Genomic DNA, 20,996 nt, shown 5'->3' with positions numbered 1-20,996 from the left:
CTTCAATCTCCCGGCAAAGCCGTCTCTATTTCAGGCGTGGCGGCGGCGCGGTCAAGCATGGCGCGCAAAGTTTCGATGCGGTCCGCCTCACGCGGCGGCTTGTCCCAGCGCAGCCGCGCCAGCCGCGGAAAGCGCATGGCGACGCCCGATTTGTGCCGGGTCGACCGCGCGAGCCCCTCGAAGGCGACCTCGACCACCAGGCCGGCATCGGCGCCGTGCACCACTTCGCGCACCGGACCGAAGCGGTTGACGGTGTTGTTGCGCACGAAGCGGTCGATATCCTTCAATTCCTCGTCTGTGAAGCCGAAATAGGCCTTGCCGACCGGCACGAGCTCGTCGCCGCTCCACACCCCGAACGTATAGTCGGAATAGAAGGAGGAACGCTTGCCGTGCCCGCGCTGGGCATACATCAGCACCGCGTCGATGCGGAACGGCTCGCGCTTCCATTTGTACCACAGCCCCTTCGGGCGGCCGGGGACGTAAGGGCTGTCGTGCCGCTTGAGCATGAGGCCTTCGACGGCGTCGGCATCGGCGCCGGCCCCGCCGGCGGCCGGGTCGGCGCGGGCGGCGGCGAGGTCCTCGCCCGAGGCGAAGGCGACGATCGGCGACAGGTCGAGACGCGGCGAGCCGACGCGCGCCACGAATTCCTGCAGGCGCCGCCGCCGCTCGCCGAAGGGCAGGTGCCTGAGGTCCTCCTCGCCGTCGGCGAGGATGTCGTAGGCGCGGATATGGGCGGGATAGTCGGCGACGAGCTTCGGCGTCACGCTCTTGCGGTTGAGGCGCTGCTGCAGGGCGTTGAAATTCTCGATGCTGCCCTCCCGCCGCACCAGCAATTCACCGTCGACGGCCCCTTCGAAATGCAGGGCTTCGACGAGATCGGGGAAGGCGGCGGCGATGTCCTCGCCGGTGCGCGAATAGAGGCGCAGCACCGGCAGGCCGTCTACGGTCGCGCCGACGGCCTGCACGCGGATGCCGTCCCACTTCCACTCGGCGGCGTGGGTCTCGGGCGAGATGGCGGCGAGGTCGCTCTCCTCCAGCGCATGCGCGAGCATCACCGGCCGGAACGGCGTCGGATCGCCGGTCTCCGGCTTCGGTCCCCGGCCCTCGGCCCAGGCGAACAGGCCCTCGTAAGGCGGCGCGAGACCGTGCCAGGCGAGTTCGATGTCGTCGGGCGCCAGCGTCCCCAGCGCCGCGACCGCGCTCTTGGCGAGGCGGGCCGAGGCGCCGATGCGCAGCGCGCCAGTGATCAGCTTGAGGAAGGCCCAGCGGCCGACCTCGTCGAGCGCGTCGAGATGGCGGGCGATCAGGCCCGGCATCGCCGCCTTGCCGGCCTGCGTGATCGCCTCGACCACCTCGCTCAGCGTCGGCGAATGGTTGGCGCCCGGCTCGGCCGGCCACATCAGCGCGATGGTCTCGGAGAGATCGCCGACATAGTCGTAGGAGAGCGCGAAGAGCTGCGGATCGGTGCGCTCCGCGATCAGCGCGCGCAGCAGAGCAGGCTTGGCGTTGCGGAACGACAGCGCCCCGGTCATCGCGGCCAGCGCATAGCCGCGATCGGGATCGGGCGTGGCGCGGAAATAGTCGGTGATCAGGCGAAGCTTGGCGTTGCGGCCGGGCTCATAGGCGAGGCGGTCGAGCAGTTCGGCGAAGCGGTTCATCCCTCGCCCTCCTCGTCGCCATAGCCGACCATGTGGAGAGGCCGGGCCTTGAGGCCCGCGCCCGCCGCCCAATGCACCAGCGCATCCTCCTGGCCGTGGGTGACCCAGAGCTCGGAGCAGCCGGTCTCCAGGATCGTGCGCTGCAGGTCCGGCCAGTCGGCATGGTCGGAAATGACGAGCGGGAGTTCGGCGCCGCTCTGGCGCGCCCTGGCGCGGATGCGCATCCAGCCCGAGGCATAGGCGGTGAGCGCGTCCGGCATCTTGCGGGCCCACAAATCATGCAGGGCGCCGGGGGGGCACAGCACGAGGGCGCCGGCGAGATCGCTCGCCGGCGTCTCCCGCACCAGGCGCAGATCGCCGAGCGCGATGCCCAGGCCTTCGTAGAGCCGGGTGATCCGCTCCATCGCGCCATGCAGATAGATCGGGGCATCATGGCCCGCCTGCCGCGCCAGGGCGATCACCCGCTGCGCCTTGCCGAGCGAATAGGCGCCGACGAGATGGGTCCGTTCGGGAAAGAGCGCGAGGGAGTCGAGGAGCTTGCCGATCTCGTGCGCGGGATCGGGATGACGGAACACCGGCAGGGCGAAGGTCGCCTCGGAAATGAAGACGTCGCAGGGCACCACCTCGAACGGCGCACAGGTCGGATCGGGCTGGCGCTTGTAGTCGCCGGAGGCGACGATGCGCAGGCCCTTGGCCTCGAAGGCGATCTGCGCCGAACCGAGGACATGGCCCGCCGGGTGGAACCGGACCTCGACGCCGCCGAGGCCGATGGCCTCGCCCGGCACCGCGATCTGCCGCGTGCGGCAGAAATCCTCGCCGTAGCGCGCCGCCATGATGGCCAGCGTCTCGGCCGTGGCGAGGACGCTGCCATGGCCGGCACGGGCGTGATCGGAATGGGCATGGGTGATCAGCGCCCTCTCGACGGGACGCACGGGATCGACATGGACATCGGCGAGCGGGCAATGAAGCCCGGCGGGTGTCGGGATCAGCAGGTCGGAAGGCCTCATCCTGCAGAGATAGGCATGCGCCGCGGCGGCGCCAATGGCGGCGCCCGCGGCTCGCGGGTTCACGCGGCCTCGACGGCCGCCGTTTTCAGGCGGATCGCCGGCGCTTGGTCGAAGCCGGCGACGCAGGAAAGCGTTTCCCTCGATGCGGATCCGTCCTTATGCTCCCGCCGCCATGTCATATCCCCGTTCTTCCGGCGACATCATCGCCGACCGCCGTTTCGCCTATGCGATGAGCTACAAGGCCGAGGGTGACCTCCAGGCCGCAGCGGAGCTCGTCGAGCAGGCGCTCGCCTCCGTTCCCGGCTGGGCCACGGGGTGGTTCGCGCTCGGCGATCTCCTCGAAAGCGCCGGGCGGCGAGAGGCGGCGATCGCGGCCTACCGCCGATGTCTCGACATCGACGCCGTGGACGAGGCCGGGGCCGGCGCGCGCCTCGCCCGGCTCGGCGCGATCGAGGCCGACGGGGCCATGGCGCCGGCGCATGTCGCCGCCCTGTTCGACGATTATGCCGATCGTTTCGAGGCCTCCCTCGTCAACGGCCTCGGCTATCGCGGCCCCGCTCTGCTGCTGGCGGCGCTGGAACCGCTCCGCAAGCCGTTCCGCTTCGGGCATGCCCTCGATCTCGGCTGCGGCACGGGCCTGGCCGGCGAAGCCTTCCGCGCCTCCTGCGCCTCGATCGAGGGCGTCGACCTTTCCGCGGCCATGCTGTCCCTGGCGCGGCGCAAGGGCCTCTATGACCGGCTGGAGCAAGGCGACGTCGCCACCTTCCTCGAAGGCCGCCCGGCGCAGAGCGCCGACCTCCTGCTCGCCGCCGACGTCTTCGTCTATCTCGGCAATCTCGAAGCGATCTTCAGGCAGGCGGCCCGCGTCCTGGCGCCCGGCGGCCTCTTCGCCTTCTCCGCCCAGCGCTGGGACGGTCCGGAGGCCTTCATCCTCAACCACGACATGCGCTATGCCCATTCGCATGCCGCCATCGCGGCCTGGGCCGGGGCCGCCGGTCTGGCGATCGCCTGCCGCAACGACGAATGGGCCCGAAGGGACCGCGGCCAACCGGTGCCAGGCATGGTCGCGGTGCTGGAACGCTCCTGACGCACGGACTGGACTTTTGGCCTGCCGATGCCGATATCGCTGGCTCAACCGGCGAAAGCGGCATGAAGCACCCAGCGGGCGAGGTCTTTCCGGCCAGGCATCCCCCCACCCTCCCCCCTGTCTTCGCGGACTGGTTCGCCGCACGCGGCTGGACGCCGCGTCCCCACCAGCTCCAGCTGGTCGAGAAGGCGCGGAGCGGCCGGTCCGCCCTGCTGATCGCGCCGACCGGCGCCGGCAAGACGCTGGCCGGCTTCCTCCCGAGCCTCGTCGACCTCGCCGCCCGGCCGCCCGGTGCGCCGGCGGGCCTCCACACGCTCTATATCTCGCCGCTGAAGGCGCTCGCCGTCGACGTCGCGCGCAATCTCGAGCGGCCGGCCGCCGACATGGGTCTGCCGGTGCGTATCGAAACCCGCACCGGCGACACGCCGCAGGCCAAGCGCCAGCGCCAGAAGCGCGATCCGCCCGACATCCTGCTCACCACACCCGAACAGCTCGCCCTGCTGCTTGCCAGCCGCGAGGCCGCAGAACTCTTCGGCGGCCTGAAGCGCGTGGTGCTCGACGAACTCCATTCGATCGTCACCTCCAAGCGCGGCGATCTCCTCGCGCTCGGCCTGGCGCGGCTGCGCCGCTTCGCGCCGGACCTGCAGGTCGTCGGGCTTTCGGCCACGGTCCGCGACCCCGACGAATTGCGGCGCTGGATCGTGCCGCAGGCCGCCGGCATGTCGGCCATGGCCGACCTGGTGGTGGCCGAGGGCGGTGCCGCGCCGCAGCTCGACATCCTGGAATCGGCCGAGCGCCTGCCCTGGGCCGGGCACACGGCGCGCCACGCCATGCCCGAGATCTACGGCCTCATCCTCGCGCACAGGACGACGCTGGTGTTCGTGAACACGAGGATGCAGGCCGAGTTCGTGTTCCAGGAACTCTGGCGCCACAATGAGGAGAACCTCGCCATCGCCCTGCACCACGGCTCGCTCGACGTCGCCCAGCGCCGCAAGGTCGAGGAGGCGATGGCGGCGAGCCGGCTGAGGGCGGTGGTCTGCACCTCGACCCTCGATCTCGGCATCGACTGGGGCGACGTCGACCTCGTCATCAATGTCGGCGCGCCCAAGGGCGCCTCGCGCCTGATGCAGCGCATCGGGCGCGCCAACCACCGGCTGGACGAGGCCTCCCAGGCGGTGCTGGTGCCGACCAACCGCTTCGAGGTGCTGGAATGCCTGGCGGCCGTCGACGCGGCCCATGCCGGCGAGCAGGACACGCCGGTCGCCCGTACCGGCGCCCTCGACGTGCTGGCCCAGCATGTGCTCGGCGCCGCCTGCGGCATGCCCTTCCGCAGCGAGGACCTCCATGCCGAGGTGGTTTCGGCCGAGCCCTATGCCGGGCTCGACCGCAAGACCTTCGACGACGTCGTCGCCTTCGTCGCCACCGGCGGCTATGCGCTGCGCAGCTATGACCGCTTCGCCAAGATCCGCCAGGGCAAGGACGGGCTGTGGCGCGTCTCCAACCCCGCGATCGCCCAGGCCTACCGGCTCAATGTCGGCACCATCGTCGAGGCCGCCATGCTGAAGGTGCGGCTCAGCCATCGCGGCGCGCGCGAGCCCCAGCGCATGGCCGCCTCGGTGCCGACGCCCTATCTGCCCTGGTTCATGGATCCGAAGGCGAGCGGCCCGCCGAAGCGTGCGCAGGGCGAGGCTCCCCTGCGGCGCAGCTTCGGCGGCAGGGTGCTCGGCGAGGTCGAGGAATATTTCGCGGAGACGCTGACCCTCGGCGACACCTTCCTGTTCGCGGGCGAGATCCTGCGCTTCGAGGGCATCGCCGAGGAGAATGTGCTGGTCACGCGCGCCGGCCCGGGACTGGATCCGAAGATTCCGTCCTATGCCGGCGGCAAATTCCCGCTCTCGACCCATCTGGCGGCCCGCGTGCGCGCCATCCTGGCCGATCCGCGGCACTGGAACAGCCTGCCCGAGCAGGTCGGCGACTGGCTCCGGCTGCAGCGCGACAATTCCGAGCTGCCGCCGGCCGGCGACCTGCTGATCGAGACCTTTCCGCGCGGTTCGCGCTCCTATCTCGTCTGCTATCCCTTCGAGGGGCGCCTCGCCCACCAGACCCTCGGCATGCTGCTGACGCGCCGCCTGGAACGGGCGAAGCTGAAGCCGCTCGGCTTCGTCGCCAACGACTACGCCCTCGCCGTCTGGGGCCTGTCGGACATGAGCCGCGCGGCGATGGACCAGCTCTTCGCGCAGGACATGCTCGGCGACGATCTGGAGGAATGGCTCGCCGAATCCGCCCTGATGAAGCGCACCTTCCGCACCTGCGCCATCATCTCCGGGCTGATCGAGCGCCGCGCGCCGGGCAAGGAGAAGACCGGGCGGCAGGTCACGATGTCGACCGATCTCGTCTATGACGTGCTGCGCCGGCACGAGCCGCACCACATCCTGCTGCGTGCGGCGCAGAACGACGCGGCCACCGGCTTGCTCGACATCGCCCGCCTTTCCAACATGCTCTCGCGCATCAGGGGCCGAATCATCCATAAGGATCTCGACCGCGTCTCGCCGCTGGCGGTGCCGATCATGCTGGAGATCGGCCGCGAAGCGGTCTATGGCGAGGCGACCGACATCGTCCTCGCCGAGGCGGCGGACGACCTGATGGCAGAGGCGATGCATGGAGCGGACGGCGGAGGAGCAGGCTGAGATGATCCGGCGCGACGAAGCCGTGCTTCGCGTGGCCGGCACCGACTTCCTGGCCACCACCGACGGGGCCCTGTTCTGGCCGGAGGAGAGCCTGGCCGTCGTGTCGGACCTGCATCTGGAGAAGGGCTCGTCCTTCGCCGAGCGGCGGACGCTGCTGCCGCCCTACGACACCGCCGAGACCTTGGCGCGGCTGGCGCGCTTCCTCGCCCGCTTCGCGCCGAGGCGCCTGGTCTTCCTCGGCGATTCCTTCCACGACCGCCGGGCCGGCGGGCGGATCGCTGCGGGCGACCGGGAGACGCTGACCCGCTGCCTCGCCGGCCGCGACGTGTTCTGGATCGCCGGCAACCACGACCCCGATCCGCCCGTGGGCTTCGGCGGCACCGCGACGGCGACGCTCGCCATCGGCTCCGTCCTGTTCCGTCACGAGCCCTCGGCCGATGCGCAGCCCGGCGAGATCGCGGGGCACCTCCACCCGGTGGCGCGCGTCGCGGCGCGGGGGCGCTCGGTGCGGCGGCGCTGCTTTGCCGGCGACGGGCTTCGGGCGATCCTGCCCGCCTTCGGCGCCTATGCCGGCGGCCTCAACGTGCGCGACGAGGCCTTCGCGCCGCTGTTCCCCAACGGCTTCACGGCCCATCTGATGGGTGACCGGCGGGTCTTCGCCTTCCCGCGCGCCCGCTGCCTGGGCGGATAGCGGCCCGCGGCGGGGAGCGTCAGCTCCTCGTCATTTCCCCGTCGATGGCGGCCTTCTCGCTCGGCGTCAGGCGCGTGCCGATCTCGTTCCGCTTGGCCACCGCTTCCGCATCGCCCTGCTCGGCGGCGAGCGAGAGAAAGCGATAGGCGACGCCGAGGTCGCGCGGGGTGCCGAGGCCCTGCGCCGCGAGCAGAGCGTAATTGTACTGGCTCGGCGCATGCCCCCGCTCGGCCGCCTGGCGGAACCAGCGTGCCGTCTGCCGGTAGTCGGGGCCGTCGGTGACCGCGCCCGTGGCATAGAGCACGGCGAGATTATGCATCGCCTTGACCGAGCCGTGATCGGCCGCACGCTGATACCAGACGCCCGCCAGCACGGCGTCATGGCCCACGCCGCGGCCCCGGTCATAGGCAAGGCCGAGACGGAAGAAGGCCGGCACATAGCCGCGCAGGGCGGCCTGGCGGTAGAGGCCGCAGGCCCTGACGAGATCCAGCGTGGACGCATCCGGCTGATCGAGGTTGCAGGCCTCCTCGTAGAATGATTTCGCTTCGTTTCTAGCGGCCGTCAGGGCAGGCGAAACAGGCGATCGCTCGGCATCCACGGAAGGACCGGTGGACATATTGCGTGCTTCTCCCGGCAAGACATGAACACGCCCGCCCTGCAGCGCACCCATCATCATGGTGACTGCGGCGAGGCCGAGAAGAATAGAACGCTTGTGTCGCTGATAAAAAGGCTCAACCTCCGAATTTCCAGTATTTTTTGCCTCCCGCGTCAAACTGCCGTCGGCTTCGGCCGCCGCCCGCACCGCCCGGCGCGCCGCGGCGATGAAGGAACTGCGGGCCTCGCTGCCGAGCACGGACACCTGGCTCGGCCGGCCCCGCACATGGGGGACCGGCAATTCGGCCGGCTTTTCGCCGTTTCGCGCCGTCGGGCCGGCATCGCCGGCGAGCGCGCGGGGAAGTTCGTCGGACCAGACGATGTCGTCCGGCCGGTCGCGGCCGAACAGCGCCGCCCCCTCGCCGAGGTCGGGCAGATGCTCCGGAATGGCCGGACCGGCACGCGTGCGCGCCATATCCTCGACCGCGGCGAGGCGATCGGCCAGTTCGCGCAGGGTCCGCTGCAGGGCTTCCATCGTCCTCCTGGTGCCGCGGGCCTCGTTGTCCTGGAAGGCGCGCAGCTCGCCGAAGAGCCGGCGCAATTCCTCCGGCAGGGACTGGAGCGCCATGCCGCCGAGAGCTTCGTGCAGCACCGGGGCGAGACCGCTCGCGTCGGGACGAAACGCCCTCAGCGCCTCGAGTTCCTCCGCCATCTGCCGGACCTGGCGTTCCAGGGCCACGAGGGCGGCATCGTCGCCGCGCCCGCCCTGCCTGTCGGCATTGCCGCGCTGCAGGGCCTCGAGCCGGGCGTCGAGCTCGGCCATCAGCCCGGCGAGGGAGGCGCTGGCGGCGGCTTGGCCGCTCTCGACCGTCGATTGCAGGATCTCGAGCCGGCGCCCGATCTTCTCCAGGGCACGCGGCGCCTGCGCCGTCAGATCCTCGAGCGCGGCTTCGATCGGCTGGAAACGGGCGAGGAGGTGGTCGAGGCGGCCGATCACCTGGGAAAGGTCGGGGCCGCGGCTGCGCTCGCGGATGTCGGCGACGTCTCTCTGGATCGTCGCCAGAACCGTGGGATCCTGCACCTGGCGGACGAGCAGGTCGAGCTTGCGGTCGATCGCGGCGATGGGGCCCGGGGCGCCTGCCTGCGCGAGGCGCTCGCCGAGCTTGCGCTCGAGGTCTGCGATATCGCCCCGCAATGCGGCGAGGCCCGTCTCGCCCGGCGCCCCGCTCCGGTCCGCCGTCGCCACGCCGGCAGGCCCCCCGCCATGGGAGGCGGCCGAATCCGCATCGAGATCCCGCCCCATCGCGGCGAGGCGCCGTTCGAGGTCGGCCGCAACGATGTCGACGTCTTCGTCCCGGCCCGCATTGAGGCGGGCGGCGAGATCGCCGAGCACCCGGCCGACAGGCCCGGCATCGCCATACTCATGGTGCTCCTGCCGCGTCTCCGCGGCCGGCACCGCCTCCATCGCCTCGGGGTCGGCGAGCCTGTCCACGATGCCGCCGATGAGGCTGGCGATGTGGGCCTCGCTTTCCTCCTGGCGGCGCATCAGCCGGTCGAAGAGATCGGCCGTGCGCGCTTCGCTGGCGCGGATATGCTGCGCGACGACCGCTTCGCTCACCCCGCTCGCGATGGCGCTGCGAAGCGTGCCGGGGTGGTGGCCCTCGGACTTCATGGCCTCCAGCCGCCGCGCGATCGCGGCCAGGGGGGATTCGGAAGCCGGCGGCCTTTCCTTGACGGCCTGGCCGCCGTCCTGCCCAGCGATCATCGCGTTCAGCCATTGGCCGAGCGTCATGCCGGACCGGCGTGCCAGCTCCTTCGCGGCCTCGCGCGCATCGGGGCCGACCCCCTTGACGCTCCATGGCACGCTCTGCTTCATTCAAATTCCCGTGATCAACGCTTGGCCGCATCGGCGAGGTACGACGCAATACCGTCGTTCGCACAGCGAGCTTTCGCCGGATAGGGTAAATTTCGAGTTAACCGTCCTGCTCCGGCGCCGTTGTATCCGGAAGAGTTGTGAGTCCGTTCCAAAGCGCTTTTTATGATTCTCTTGACGGTATGACTCGCTGCGGTTGTCAACCGGAAACTGCAATAGCCTGGGCGGTAGCGTATTGAGGCAGCGAAACACGACTTCTTCACCCGAAAGGCTTTTCCTTCCGGTCAGGCAAAACATATTTTTGCATGGGAGCCTTACGAGATAGTGGCAGAGGCCGCGTCTTTGCGCTAGAGATTCACACGCACGTTTGGTACTATATTTGCCGGACGCGCGCCAAGCTGGGATACCACCCCCGCCGCTAAATTGGATAATTGCGCAGCCAGCCCCCTTCCGGGCACGAGAGAGAGACCATGTCGAAGTCGGACCCCACATCGGCATCAGACGCAAAAGGCGAGGCCGTCACCGTATTCATGGCGGATACGGACGATGCGGCGGTGAATGCCGCGACCTATACGATCGGCGATCTGGCGCGGGAATTCGGTGTCACCTTGCGGACGCTGCGGTTTTATGAAGACAAAGGTCTCTTGAATCCAACCCGCGACAATCTGACGCGACTGTACAGCGCCCGTGACCGGGAGCATCTCCAGCTCATCCTGAAAGGCAAGCGGCTCGGCTTCACCCTGGTCGAGATCGGGGAGATGATCGCCCATCACGGCGAGGGAAAATCCGCGAGCCTCGACATCAGCGCGGACACGGTCCGCGAGCAGATCGAACATCTGGAGCGCCAGCGTCGCGAGATCGACGAGGCCCTGGTGGAGCTGCGTCGCAGCTACGAGAGCCTGGCCAACACCCTTCCCCGCTAGAAGCGCCCGGCGGCCCGGGCACAGAGTGTCATATTGACCGGGCGACGGTTCTCGCCTAAGGCCATTTGGACCTTTCCAGCTCCAGACACGCTGACAACGGATCTTTGTGCCCTCATTCACACGCAGGGAGTGGCTCGCGGCCGCCGGGGGCGTCCTCGCCATAGCGATGGCTGGCGTCTGGCATTTCTGGCCGCAGGAAGCCGCGCCGGCGGGGCCGGTCGGCGGCCCGTTCGCACTGGTCGACGATGACGGCCTGCCCTTCACGTTCCGCGACCTGCTCGGCAAGCCGAGCCTGGTCTATTTCGGCTTCACCCGCTGCCCCGACATCTGCCCGACGACATTGTTCCAGCTGTCCGAGGTTCTGAGCCGGCTCGGCCCGGACGCGGACCGGATCAATGCCCTGTTCATCACCGTCGACCCCGATCGCGACACGCCGGCACAGATGAAATCCTATCTCGCCGCCTTCGACCCGCATCTGCGCGGATTGACCGGCGACCGGGCGCATCTCGCCGTCGCCTGGGAGGTCTACGGCGTGAGCGCCATGGTCGTGCCGACGACCAGCGACAACTACAACATGAATCATACCAGCACCGTCTTCGTGCTCGACCGCAACGCGCGGTTCGCGACGAGCTTCGACATGCACGAAGCGCCCGACGACGCGGTGGCCCTGGTGCGGGACGTATTGGCGTCACGCCGTTGACGATGGCGTCCCGAACCCCGTCGCGGCTGCCGTGAGGAGGCTCGGCGGCGCCATGCACGCCGGCGGCCGGGCGGGGCGCCCTTCTCCCCGCAGGACTGCCGGACGCCGGCTCGCGGTGCTCGCGGCCGCCGTGGCCTGGCTCGCGCTGCAGGGCCCGCCCGCCCCTGCCGCCGACCTCGCGGCCACCGGCCCCTACGGGTTGTGGGATCCGCACCGGCGACCGGAAAAGCCGGATCTCAGGACGATCCGCCAGATCCGCTTCCTGACGGAGGACGATTTTCCGCCCTTCGATTTCCAGGGGTCCAGCGGCGCGCTCGAAGGCTTCAACGTCGATATCGCGCGGGCGATATGCCATCAGCTGCAGGTTTCCTGCACCATCCAGGCCCGGCGCTGGGATACGATCGTCGCCGCCCTGGAAGCCGGCCAGGCCGACGTCATCGCAGCCTCGCTGGTCCCGACGGCGCAGGCGCGCGCGCGGCTGCAATTCTCCATGCCCTATTATGTCAGGCCCGCCCGTTTCGTCATGCGCGGCGCCGCAGCCTCGCCGACCCTGACGGCGGCAGGCCTGGCGGGACGCCGCCTCGGCGTCGTGGCGGGCACCGCGCACGAGGCCTATGCCAGGGCCTATTTCGCCCGGGCCAGCCTGGTGCCGTATGCGTCGGAGGAAGCGCTGCGGGCGGCGCTGCAGCAAGGCGCCGTCGGTCTCGCCTTCGGCGACGGCATCGGCCTGTCGCTGTGGCTCAACGGGTCGAGCTCGGCCGGGTGCTGCGTCTTCGCCGGCTCGCCCTATCTCGACAGCCACTTCTTCGGCGACGGCATCGGCATGGCCCTGCGCCGGGACGACACCGCCCTGCGCCAGGCCATCGATTTCGCGCTCTTCCAGATCTGGGAACAAGGCGTCTATGCCGACCTCATACGCCGCTGGTTTCCGGTCGATCCCTTCGCCCAGCGCCCGTGAAGGGCCGCCACGGTGGTTTTTACCGCCTGAAATGTTGCCAAAATGACTCACAACACCGCCGAAGCTGGGGAAAACGCGCGCCACCCCGGCAGGACTCTTGCGCCCGAGTCAGTGCCTATTGTAGTTAAGGCTTCGTTAAGCGCGATATGTCGTGCGGCGTTTCGTAAATCCACTCAGTTCATGGCGTGCAGATGCAGCGATGTTCAATCGACGTCGCGGCTGATGGAGAGGGATTCGGCGACGTGCATTCGGGCGAAAACAAGGCGGAACGCAGGAGAGGCTGATGCACTGGACAGACGAGCGGGTAGAACTTCTGAAGAAACTGTGGTCAGAAGGTCTTTCTGCTAGCGCCATTGCCACAGAACTTGGCGGTGTCACGCGCAATGCCGTCATCGGCAAGGTCCACCGGCTCGGCCTGTCGGGCCGCGCCAAGACTCCGGCGCCGGCGCCGCAGCGTCGCGCCAAGCCGACGAGGACTCCTTCGCATCCGCTGCGCCCGCAGGCGCCTACCCCAGTCATACGCGGCAATACGGCACTCGCCCCGCAGCTAACGCCGCTCGCCGCAGTCGAAGAACAGGCGGAACCTAAATTGCGTCCGGTAGAAGATGTCGTTGTTCCCATGTCAGAGCGCGTGACCATCATGGAATTGCGCGAGCATATGTGCCGCTGGCCGCTCGGCGATCCGGGCCGCGAGGATTTCCGCTTCTGCGGCAGCCGCGTCGGCGTGCAGGGCCCCTACTGCAGCCATCACGCTGCGATCGCCTACCAGCCGATCATGGATCGCCGCCGCGATCGCGACAAGGAGCGCCGCCTCGCGCGAGCCTGAAAACCGCGACCGTCGCCGTCTCAGCCGGCCTGGATGCCGGGGCGCCCGCATCCTCTCAGGCCGAGGGCCGGGCGTGCCATGCCGATAGGGCGATGACTCAGCATCTCGATTATTATTTCTCGCTTTCGAGCCCCTGGGCCTATATCGGCCATGCCCGGCTGATGGAGATCGCCGGCCGGCACGGGCTCGCCATCTCCTGCAAGCCGGTCCAGCTCGGCGAGGTCTTCGCCGAGACGGGCGGCCTGCCCCTCGCCCGGCGCCATCCCGTCCGCCAGCGCTACCGGTCGCTCGAACTGCAGCGCTGGCGCGCCAGGCTCGGTCTCGATTTCCACCTCCAGCCGAAATACTGGCCTTTCGACGTCGCCCTCGCCGACCGCTTCGTCATCGCCGTCGAGGCCGGCGGCGCCGACACCGGCGCCTTCCTCGCGCGAGCCTTTCCAGCCGTGTGGGAGCAGGAACGCGATCTCGCGGATGAGGCCGTCCTTCTGGAGCTGGCGCGCGAGGCGGGCCTCGACGGCGAGGCCCTTCTGCCCCTGGCACGGTCGGAGGCGGCCGCGCAGGCCTATGAGCGCAACCGCGCCGACGCCTTGTCGTCGGATGTCTTCGGCTCGCCGTCCTATGTGCTCGGCGGCGAGGTGTTCTGGGGCCAGGACCGGCTCGAACTGCTCGACGACGCCCTGTGCAGCGGCCGGGCGCCCTACAGGCCGGCGGTCTGAGCCCCTCCGGGGGAGGCTGCGGCAGCGCGGCCCTGCCTCGCGGGAGGGGCGCCTTCTCCCACGTGGATCGCCCGCTTCAATGCGAGCGCAAGAAGGCGATCTCCTCGGCGAAGGCCGCCTCGGCCATCGGAAAGTCGAAGCCCCGGAAGACATGGCAGCCGCCCGGCCAGATCCTGAGCGCGGCGGAGCCGCCGGCGACCTCCCAGCGCGTCGCCATGAACAGCGTATCGTCGACGAGCGCATCGCGCGTGCCGATCGAGAACAGCGCGGGCGGCATGCCGGCGAGATCGGCATAGAGCGGCGACACATCCGGCGAACGCAGGCTCTGGCCCGCCGGCACATAGGCGCGGACGAAGAGCTCGATGTCGCGCGAGGTGAGGACCAGCTTCTCCAGGCCGAACCGGCGCGCGCTGGGCGTCATGCCGAGATCGTAGCATCCGGCGACGAGGTTGGCGCCGCGGAAAGGGGTCAGGCCATGCCTGTCGCGCAGGCGCAGCAGCGTCACGGCCGAGAGGGTCGCCCCGGCGCTCTCCCCGCCGATGAACAGGCGGTCGGTGCCGAAACGCCCGGCCGCGGCGCCCGCCAGCCACAGCGCGACGGTCTCGCAATCGTCCGGCCCCGCCGGATAGGGATGCTCGGGGGCGAGCCGGTATTCCACGGAGATGCAGGCCAGGCCGGTCGCCTCGACGATCCTCTCCAGCGTCTCGTCCTGGAAGTCCGCCTGGTTGAGCATCCAGCCGCCGCCGTGAATATGCAGGTAGACGCCGCTGGAAGCATGCGGGGCGATGATGCGGACAGGCACCCGCCCGTTCGGGCCCTCGATGATCTCCGTTCGCGCACGCGGGCTCTTGGCCTGCGCCGGGAACAGCCCCTTGCCCTGGCGGCGCACCTCGCGGATCATCTCCGCCGGAAAGGCCCATATGTCCGGCAGGCTCGACATCTTGGCGACGATGTCGGCGTTCATCGCGGAGGTCTCGGGGGCGACGGCCTCGGGCCGGAACAGGGCGGGATCGACGGATGGCATGAATCGGGATATCGCGTTGCCGGAAGCCGCACAGTGCAGGCACCAGGCCGCCCCTGGCAAGCAAGATGCGCGGCGGCCGATGGTCGCCGCGACGATCGGACCCGGCGCCGCGGCGCCGGGCAGGCCCCCCGCCGGCGGATAGCCATCGAATCCGGTGCGCGAGTCCCGCGAAACTCGCGCGCGCCCTTCTCATCGACGGCGAAAGCGGCTATCTCTTCATATCCAACTGGCGGCCGTATCGGCCTTGACGAGATTCATGATTTCCGACGAGACGCAGACAGAGCAACGCCCGCCGCAAGGTGATACCGGCACCAAGACCGTCTTCATCAAGTCCTATGGCTGCCAGATGAACGTCTATGACAGCCAGCGCATGGCGGACACGCTGACGGCGGCGGGGTATGTCGAGACATCGGAAGCGCACAATGCCGATCTCGTCATCCTGAACACCTGCCATATCCGCGAGAAGGCGGCGGAGAAGGTCTATTCGGAGCTCGGCCGCCTGCGCGTGGCGCGCGACGAGCGCCGCCGCGCGGGCGGCGACATGCAGATCGCGGTCGCCGGCTGCGTCGCGCAGGCCGAGGGCGCCGAGATCCTGCGCCGGGCGCCGGTGGTCGACCTCGTCGTCGGGCCGCAGACCTATCACCGCCTGCCCGACCTGCTCGCGAAAGCAGGGCAGCGGCAAAAGCCGGTGGACACCGAATTTCCGGTCGAGGACAAATTCACGGTGCTTCCGGCGCCGAAGCGGGCGGCGACGCTGGCCCGCGGCCCGTCCGCCTTCGTCACCGTCCAGGAAGGCTGCGACAAGTTCTGCACCTTCTGCGTGGTTCCCTATACGCGCGGCGCCGAGACCTCGCGTCCGGTCGCCGGCATCGTCGCCGAGGTCGAGAGGCTCGCGGCGGCAGGCGTGCGCGAGATCAGCCTGCTCGGCCAGAATGTGAACGCCTATCACGGCGAGGGGCCGGACGGCCGCGACTGGACGCTCGGCATGCTGCTGCATCGCCTGGCCCGCATCGAACCGGTGACCCGGCTGCGCTACACCACCTCGCATCCGCTCGACATGGACGACAGCCTGATCGAGGCCCATCGCGACCTGCCGGCGCTGATGCCGTTCCTGCACCTGCCCGTGCAGTCGGGCTCCGACCGCATTCTGGATGTCATGAATCGCAAGCATACAGCGGCGGACTATCTCCGGCTGATCGGCCGCATCCGGGCCGCACGGCCCGACATGGCGTTCTCGTCCGACTTCATCGTCGGCTTCCCGGGGGAGACCGAAGAGGATTTCGCGGCGACGCTGCGGCTCATCGAAGAGGTTTCCTACGTGTCGGCCTATTCGTTCAAATATTCGCCGCGGCCCGGAACGCCCGGCGCGGGAATGGACGACCAGGTGGAGGAAAGCGTGAAGGCCCGCCGGCTCGCCAGGCTGCAGGCCCTTACCGAAGGCCAGCAGAAGGCCTTCAACCAGGCCAGCATCGGCCGGACCATGGCGGTGCTGTTCGACCGCAAGGGCCGGCGGCCCGGCCAGATCGCCGGGCGCTCGCCGTTCCTGCAGGCCGTGCAGGTCGAGGCGGACGAGGCTCTGATCGGGGCGGTGGCCCCGGTCGAGATCACGGCCATGGGCGCATGGTCGCTCCATGGCATCCTGGCAGGCACGCCAACGAGGGAGGCGGTTGCGTGAAGGTGGATGAAGAACGGCGGAACCGGATGCCCCCGCAGCCCCGGCCCGAACCGCCGGCCGAGGTCGTGGTGGCGTTCGAGGACAATCGCCTCGCCACGCTGCTCTTCGGCCAGCACGACCAGAATCTCGCCTTCATCGAACGCAAGCTCGGCGTCGAGGTGACGGCGCGCGGCAATCACGTTGCCCTGCGCGGCGCGCGCGACAGCGTCGAGCAGGCCAAGCGGCTGCTCGAAAGCCTCTATCAGCGCCTGCGCGCCGGCCAGCAGATCACGCTGGGCGACGTCGACGGCGCACTCCGCATGGCGGCCTCCCAGGGCGTGCTGTTCAGCCCGGAAGGCGCCCCGAAGGCGGTGCCGGCCTCCGGCGGCGCCGCGTCGGTCGGAACCCGCAAGAAGACCATCGCCGCGCGGACGCCCGCCCAGGACGCCTATATCCGTGCCCTGCAGAAATATGAGCTCGTCTTCGCCACCGGCCCGGCCGGCACCGGCAAGACCTATCTGGCCGTCGCCCACGCTGCCGCCCTGATCGAGAAGGGCGAGGCGGACCGGCTGATCCTCTCGCGGCCGGCGGTGGAGGCCGGCGAGCGGCTGGGCTTCCTGCCCGGCGACATGCGCGAAAAGGTCGATCCCTATCTACGCCCGCTCTACGACGCGCTCTACGACATGATGCCGCCGGAGCGCGTCGAGCGCGGACTGACCTCGGGCATGATCGAAGTCGCGCCCCTCGCCTTCATGCGCGGACGCACGCTCGCCAATTCGGTCGTGCTGCTCGACGAGGCGCAGAACTGCACGGCGATGCAGATGAAGATGTTCCTCACCCGCCTCGGCGAGGGCTCGCGCATGATCATCACCGGTGACCCGACCCAGGTCGATTTGCCGCCCGGACAGAAATCGGGCCTGATCGAAGCGGTCGATCTGTTGAAAGACATTCCGGAGATCGCCATCTGCCGGTTCAACGCCGGCGACGTCGTGCGCCATGAACTGGTCGCGAAGATCGTGCGCGCCTATGAAGCGAAGGGCGAAAGGGTGCCATGAGCAGGCACGAGATCGCCATCGACATCGCCGAGGAGAGCGATCTCTGGCAGCGTTTCGATGACATGGAAGAAAGGGTGCGGCGCGCCGTGACGGCAAGCGTGGCCGTCGCCGCGCTGAGGCATGCGCCGGGCGCCGAGCTTTCCGTCGTGCTGACGGACGACGAGGCGATCCGGGCCATCAACGCGCAGTGGCGCAGCCTCGACAAGCCGACCAACGTCCTTTCCTTCCCCCAGGCGGAAGGCAAGGCGATCGCGAGGACGCCGATGCTCGGCGACATCATCCTCGCCTATGAGACGATCGAGCGCGAGGCGGAGGAAGCCGAACGGCCCTTCGCCGACCACCTCACCCATCTCGTCGTGCACGGGCTGCTCCACATCTTCGGCTACGACCATCTGACCGATGCCGAAGCCGAAGCGATGGAGGCCCTCGAAATCCGCATCCTCGCGACGCTCGGCATCGAAAATCCCTATGCCGGCGCGCCCCTTCTGCGCGAAGCGAGCTGACCCGAAGGCCATGTCCGACAACAACGATCGAAGTCCGGGCGGCTCGGCCGCCCTCCAGGAAAACCACGGCGAGGGGCTGTTCGAGCGCATCAAGCTGGCGCTGGGCATCAAGTCCCATCCCTCCATCCGCGAAGACCTCGCCGACGCGCTGGAGGATTCGCGCGCCAACGAGGATTCCGGCTTTTCGCCCGAGGAGCGGGCGATGCTGAAGAACATCCTCAGCCTGCGCGGCAAGAGGGTCGACGACGTGATGGTGCCGCGCGCCGACATCGTGGCGGTGCCGCTGGACATCTCCCTCGCCGAGTTGCTCAAGGTGTTCCAGACCGCCGGCCATTCGCGCCTGCCGGTCTACAACGAGACGCTCGACGACCCGCGCGGCATGGTGCATATCCGCGACTTCGTGGCGTGGCTCGCCTCCCGGGCCGCCATCGCAGCCCGCCGGAGCCGCAAGGGCCGCAACGGCGAGGCGGCGAAGGACGTGCCGCCCCTGGCGCTCGGCAACATCACGCTGACGACGCCGCTCAGTTCCGTCAAATCGCTGATACGGGACGTGCTGTTCGTGCCGCCCTCCATGCCCGCCATCGATCTTCTCGCCAAGATGCAGACGATGCGCACGCAGCTTGCCTTGGTCATCGATGAATATGGCGGCACCGACGGGCTGGTCTCGATGGAGGACATCGTCGAGATCGTGATCGGCGACATCGAGGACGAGCATGACGAGGACGAGGCCGACATGATCGTCGCCTCGGGCGACGGCACCTTCACCGCCGATGCCCGGGCCGACCTCGACGATATCGCCCGCACCATCGGCGTCGACATGCATATCGAGGACATCGAGGCGGATGTGGATACGCTCGGCGGCTTGCTGGTCACGATGGCCGGCCGCGTGCCGGTCCGCGGCGAGATCATGCAGGGCCCGGGCGCGCTCGAATTCGAGATCCTCGACGCCGATCCGCGCAGGGTGAAGCGGGTCCGCATCCATACGACCGGCAACAGCGCGCCGAGGATGCGGGAAGACCGCCGGCTTGCGAACAACGCCGTCCTCCTCCTCCCCGCGCCCCGGGAAGCCGAGGACGGCACGCGGCCCGCCGCCGTCTCCCGCGACGACGCGCCCGAGGCGGCGGCGGCGGCCCCGGGCGATCTCCCGCTGGACGACGCCCTGCGCCCCGGCCGGACCGGCACCGACGGGGCGACGTGATCACACGGCTCTCGACCGGCGTCGCGACGCTGCGCGGCTGGCGCCGGGCCGGGCTGGCCTTCGCCGCCGGCGCGCTGGCAGCGCTGGCGATGGCGCCGTTCGACCTCTTCCCGGTGCTGGCGATCAGCCTGCCGGTGGCGGTATGGCTTCTCGACGGGCTGGCTCTCGACGGGCCGCCGGACGCGACAGGCCGGACGCGGGGCTTCGCGCTGCGGGACGCCGCCGCGGCGGCCGGGCTCGGCTGGCTGTTCGGCTTGGGCTATTTCCTCGCGGGCCTGTGGTGGATCGGCAGTGCCTTCCTCGTCGACGCCGACCAGTTCGCCTGGCTGATGCCTTTCGCCGTGGTGATGCTGCCGGCTGGCCTCGCCTTGTTCACGGCCCTCGCCTTCGCGCTGGCGCGCCTGCTGTGGTCGCCCGGGCCGGGGCGCATCGCCGCCTTCGCCGTGGCGCTCGCCGGCGCCGAATGGCTCCGGGGCCATGTCCTCACCGGCTTTCCCTGGAACCTGTTCGGCTATGCGCTGGCGAGCGAGATCCATCTCGCCCAGAGCCTTTCCCTCGTCGGCATCTACGGCCTGACGCTGATCACCCTCCTCCTGTTCGCCAGCCCGGCGCTGATGGCCGGGCGCGGCGGCTGGCGCTGGCCGGCCCTGGCCCTCGCCCTGCTCCTCGCCATGGCGGGCTTCGGCGCCTGGCGCCTCGCCGGGACGCCGACAAGCTTCGTCGACAAGGTGCAGCTCAGGATCATGCAGCCGAACGTGCCGCAGAACGACAAGTTCAACCCGAGCCTGCGCAACCAGATCCTCACGCAATATCTCGCGCTGTCGCGCCAGCCGACCGCCGACGGCGCCGACGGCATGGCGAAGGTCACCGACCTGATCTGGCCGGAATCCGCCTTTCCCTTCCTGTTGTCGAGCGACCCGGACGCGCTCGCGGTGCTGGGCGACCTGCTCAAGCCGAATGCCGTCCTGCTGACCGGCGCGGGCCGGGCCGAACAGCCCACCACCGACGACGGGCCGGTGCTGTATTACAATTCCCTCCACGTCATCGATGCCACCGGCACCATCATCGGCAATTACGACAAGGTCCACCTCGTTCCGTTCGGCGAATATCTGCCGTTCCAGTCGTTTCTCGAATCGATCGGCCTGCGGCAGCTGACCGAGCAGCGCGGCGGCTTCACGCCCGGTCCCGGCCTGCGCACGCTCGACATCCCCAATGCGCCGCCCGTCGGGGTCCTCGTCTGCTACGAGGCGATCTTTCCCGATGCGGCGATCGATGCCGCCCACCGCCCGGGCTGGCTGCTCAACGTCACCAACGATGGCTGGTTCGGCCTCACGCCGGGCCCCTATCAGCATTTCGTCCAGGCCCGGGCGCGCGCCGTCGAGGAAGGACTGCCGCTGGTGCGAGCCGGCAATGACGGCATCTCGGCCGTGATCGACCCCGTCGGCCGCGTGTTGGCTCGCCTGCCCCTCGGCACCAGCGGCGTCCTCGATTCGCGCCTGCCCGCCGCGCTGGCGCCGACGGCCTTCGCCAAAGCCGGCAATACAATTATTGCTATACTGTTTCTGATCGCCACAATCTGCGCTGTGTGTTTTCGCCGCGCCCCGCAAACCGAGGCTTGAAAGCACACGTCTGGATTGATTATGGTGCCGCCGTATCGTGAGGCGTTACAAGATTCTATTTTGACGCGCATTTCAGCAATAAAACGCGCAAACGGCGTCCTCGCGAGCAAGACCATGGCTTCACAATTGTGTGTTTGCACTGTCGTGATTCCGCCACTTTTTGGACATGGTTGGTTTCGACAATAGTTGTCATATTTTTCAATAACTTGGACGTGGACGGGAG

The 20,996-nt window shown here is 69.1% G+C and carries 17 protein-coding genes; 13 read left to right on the top strand and 4 right to left on the bottom strand.

Going from position 1 to position 20,996, the window contains the following annotated elements:
* Positions 1 to 2 precede the first annotated feature (2 nt).
* Positions 3 to 1,658: a cisplatin damage response ATP-dependent DNA ligase gene (locus J3R73_RS11760; protein WP_307426682.1), complete on the bottom strand. Its 1,656-nt coding sequence runs from the start codon at positions 1,656 to 1,658 to the stop codon at positions 3 to 5.
* Positions 1,655 to 2,665 (bottom strand): ligase-associated DNA damage response exonuclease, encoded by a 1,011-nt coding sequence (locus J3R73_RS11755; RefSeq protein ID WP_307437294.1) that lies wholly within the window; start codon positions 2,663 to 2,665, stop codon positions 1,655 to 1,657. Before J3R73_RS11755 ends, J3R73_RS11760 begins: the two co-directional genes overlap by 4 nt.
* A 172-nt stretch (positions 2,666 to 2,837) precedes the next feature.
* Here J3R73_RS11755 and J3R73_RS11750 point away from each other — a divergent pair, with 172 nt between their 5' ends.
* The 3 genes from J3R73_RS11750 (at position 2,838) to pdeM (ending at position 7,130) form a co-directional block, all read left to right on the top strand.
* Complete coding sequence (locus tag J3R73_RS11750) at positions 2,838 to 3,752, top strand: class I SAM-dependent DNA methyltransferase (RefSeq protein ID WP_307426680.1); 915 nt, start codon at positions 2,838 to 2,840, stop codon at positions 3,750 to 3,752.
* Positions 3,753 to 3,814: 62 nt separating this feature from the next.
* Positions 3,815 to 6,439 (top strand): ligase-associated DNA damage response DEXH box helicase, encoded by a 2,625-nt coding sequence (locus J3R73_RS11745; RefSeq protein ID WP_307426677.1) that lies wholly within the window; start codon positions 3,815 to 3,817, stop codon positions 6,437 to 6,439.
* Position 6,440: 1 nt separating this feature from the next.
* Positions 6,441 to 7,130, top strand: a complete 690-nt coding sequence (gene pdeM, locus J3R73_RS11740; protein WP_307426674.1) for a ligase-associated DNA damage response endonuclease PdeM — start codon at positions 6,441 to 6,443, stop codon at positions 7,128 to 7,130.
* Between the two features lie 19 nt (positions 7,131 to 7,149).
* Here pdeM and J3R73_RS11735 read toward each other — a convergent pair whose 3' ends face one another.
* On the bottom strand, positions 7,150 to 9,600 hold the full coding sequence (locus J3R73_RS11735) for an SEL1-like repeat protein (RefSeq protein ID WP_307426671.1): 2,451 nt from the start codon (positions 9,598 to 9,600) through the stop codon (positions 7,150 to 7,152).
* Between the two features lie 467 nt (positions 9,601 to 10,067).
* On the opposite strand from J3R73_RS11735, the gene J3R73_RS11730 reads away from it, so the two are divergent.
* The 5 genes from J3R73_RS11730 to J3R73_RS11710 all read left to right on the top strand — a co-directional run bounded on the left by J3R73_RS11730 (position 10,068) and on the right by J3R73_RS11710 (position 13,720).
* Complete coding sequence (locus tag J3R73_RS11730; RefSeq protein ID WP_307426668.1) at positions 10,068 to 10,520, top strand: MerR family transcriptional regulator; 453 nt, start codon at positions 10,068 to 10,070, stop codon at positions 10,518 to 10,520.
* 106 nt (positions 10,521 to 10,626) lie between these two features.
* The gene (locus J3R73_RS11725) at positions 10,627 to 11,220 is read left to right on the top strand and encodes an SCO family protein (RefSeq protein ID WP_307426665.1); all 594 of its coding nucleotides are present in this window, start codon (positions 10,627 to 10,629) and stop codon (positions 11,218 to 11,220) included.
* 52 nt (positions 11,221 to 11,272) lie between these two features.
* A complete protein-coding gene (locus J3R73_RS11720) occupies positions 11,273 to 12,178 on the top strand; it encodes a transporter substrate-binding domain-containing protein (protein ID WP_307426662.1) in 906 nt (301 codons plus the stop codon).
* 283 nt (positions 12,179 to 12,461) lie between these two features.
* Positions 12,462 to 13,004, top strand: coding sequence for a GcrA family cell cycle regulator (locus tag J3R73_RS11715; RefSeq protein ID WP_307426660.1), 543 nt, complete (start codon positions 12,462 to 12,464; stop codon positions 13,002 to 13,004).
* 92 nt (positions 13,005 to 13,096) lie between these two features.
* Complete coding sequence (locus J3R73_RS11710; protein WP_307426658.1) at positions 13,097 to 13,720, top strand: 2-hydroxychromene-2-carboxylate isomerase; 624 nt, start codon at positions 13,097 to 13,099, stop codon at positions 13,718 to 13,720.
* A 76-nt stretch (positions 13,721 to 13,796) separates the two neighbouring features.
* On the opposite strand, the gene J3R73_RS11705 is transcribed toward J3R73_RS11710, so the two are convergent.
* On the bottom strand, positions 13,797 to 14,744 hold the full coding sequence (locus J3R73_RS11705; protein WP_307426655.1) for an alpha/beta hydrolase: 948 nt from the start codon (positions 14,742 to 14,744) through the stop codon (positions 13,797 to 13,799).
* A gap of 256 nt (positions 14,745 to 15,000) precedes the next feature.
* On the opposite strand from J3R73_RS11705, the gene miaB reads away from it, so the two are divergent.
* The 5 genes from miaB to lnt are packed head-to-tail and all read left to right on the top strand — an operon-like array spanning position 15,001 to position 20,773.
* Positions 15,001 to 16,419, top strand: coding sequence for a tRNA (N6-isopentenyl adenosine(37)-C2)-methylthiotransferase MiaB (gene miaB, locus J3R73_RS11700; protein WP_307426652.1), 1,419 nt, complete (start codon positions 15,001 to 15,003; stop codon positions 16,417 to 16,419).
* 26 nt (positions 16,420 to 16,445) lie between these two features.
* Positions 16,446 to 17,453, top strand: a complete 1,008-nt coding sequence (locus J3R73_RS11695; protein WP_307426649.1) for a PhoH family protein — start codon at positions 16,446 to 16,448, stop codon at positions 17,451 to 17,453.
* On the top strand, positions 17,450 to 17,956 hold the full coding sequence (gene ybeY / locus J3R73_RS11690) for an rRNA maturation RNase YbeY (protein WP_307426646.1): 507 nt from the start codon (positions 17,450 to 17,452) through the stop codon (positions 17,954 to 17,956). Before J3R73_RS11695 ends, ybeY begins: the two co-directional genes overlap by 4 nt.
* A 10-nt stretch (positions 17,957 to 17,966) precedes the next feature.
* Entirely contained in the window at positions 17,967 to 19,154 is a 1,188-nt protein-coding gene (locus J3R73_RS11685) for a hemolysin family protein (protein WP_307426644.1), read from the top strand.
* Positions 19,151 to 20,773, top strand: a complete 1,623-nt coding sequence (lnt, locus tag J3R73_RS11680) for an apolipoprotein N-acyltransferase (protein WP_307426641.1) — start codon at positions 19,151 to 19,153, stop codon at positions 20,771 to 20,773. Before J3R73_RS11685 ends, lnt begins: the two co-directional genes overlap by 4 nt.
* Positions 20,774 to 20,996 lie beyond the last annotated feature (223 nt).

Source organism: Labrys monachus, assembly GCF_030814655.1.
GTDB classification, from domain to species: Bacteria; Pseudomonadota; Alphaproteobacteria; order Rhizobiales; family Labraceae; genus Labrys; species Labrys monacha.
Note: the sequence above shows the minus strand (reverse complement) of the source record. Positions and strands in the feature narration are given on the sequence as shown.

Bases quoted from the DNA above. Each gene is read 5' to 3' on its own strand.
- J3R73_RS11760 (WP_307426682.1), bottom strand. From the start codon at position 1,658: ATGAACCGCTTCGCCGAACTGCTCGACCGCCTCGCCTATGAGCCCGGC.
- J3R73_RS11755 (WP_307437294.1), bottom strand. From the start codon at position 2,665: ATGAGGCCTTCCGACCTGCTGATCCCGACACCCGCCGGGCTTCATTGC.
- J3R73_RS11750 (WP_307426680.1), top strand. From the start codon at position 2,838: ATGTCATATCCCCGTTCTTCCGGCGACATCATCGCCGACCGCCGTTTC.
- J3R73_RS11745 (WP_307426677.1), top strand. From the start codon at position 3,815: ATGAAGCACCCAGCGGGCGAGGTCTTTCCGGCCAGGCATCCCCCCACC.
- pdeM (WP_307426674.1), top strand. From the start codon at position 6,441: ATGATCCGGCGCGACGAAGCCGTGCTTCGCGTGGCCGGCACCGACTTC.
- J3R73_RS11735 (WP_307426671.1), bottom strand. From the start codon at position 9,600: ATGAAGCAGAGCGTGCCATGGAGCGTCAAGGGGGTCGGCCCCGATGCG.
- J3R73_RS11730 (WP_307426668.1), top strand. From the start codon at position 10,068: ATGTCGAAGTCGGACCCCACATCGGCATCAGACGCAAAAGGCGAGGCC.
- J3R73_RS11720 (WP_307426662.1), top strand. From the start codon at position 11,273: ATGCACGCCGGCGGCCGGGCGGGGCGCCCTTCTCCCCGCAGGACTGCC.
- J3R73_RS11715 (WP_307426660.1), top strand. From the start codon at position 12,462: ATGCACTGGACAGACGAGCGGGTAGAACTTCTGAAGAAACTGTGGTCA.
- J3R73_RS11710 (WP_307426658.1), top strand. From the start codon at position 13,097: ATGACTCAGCATCTCGATTATTATTTCTCGCTTTCGAGCCCCTGGGCC.
- J3R73_RS11705 (WP_307426655.1), bottom strand. From the start codon at position 14,744: ATGCCATCCGTCGATCCCGCCCTGTTCCGGCCCGAGGCCGTCGCCCCC.
- miaB (WP_307426652.1), top strand. From the start codon at position 15,001: ATGATTTCCGACGAGACGCAGACAGAGCAACGCCCGCCGCAAGGTGAT.
- J3R73_RS11695 (WP_307426649.1), top strand. From the start codon at position 16,446: ATGCCCCCGCAGCCCCGGCCCGAACCGCCGGCCGAGGTCGTGGTGGCG.
- ybeY (WP_307426646.1), top strand. From the start codon at position 17,450: ATGAGCAGGCACGAGATCGCCATCGACATCGCCGAGGAGAGCGATCTC.
- J3R73_RS11685 (WP_307426644.1), top strand. From the start codon at position 17,967: ATGTCCGACAACAACGATCGAAGTCCGGGCGGCTCGGCCGCCCTCCAG.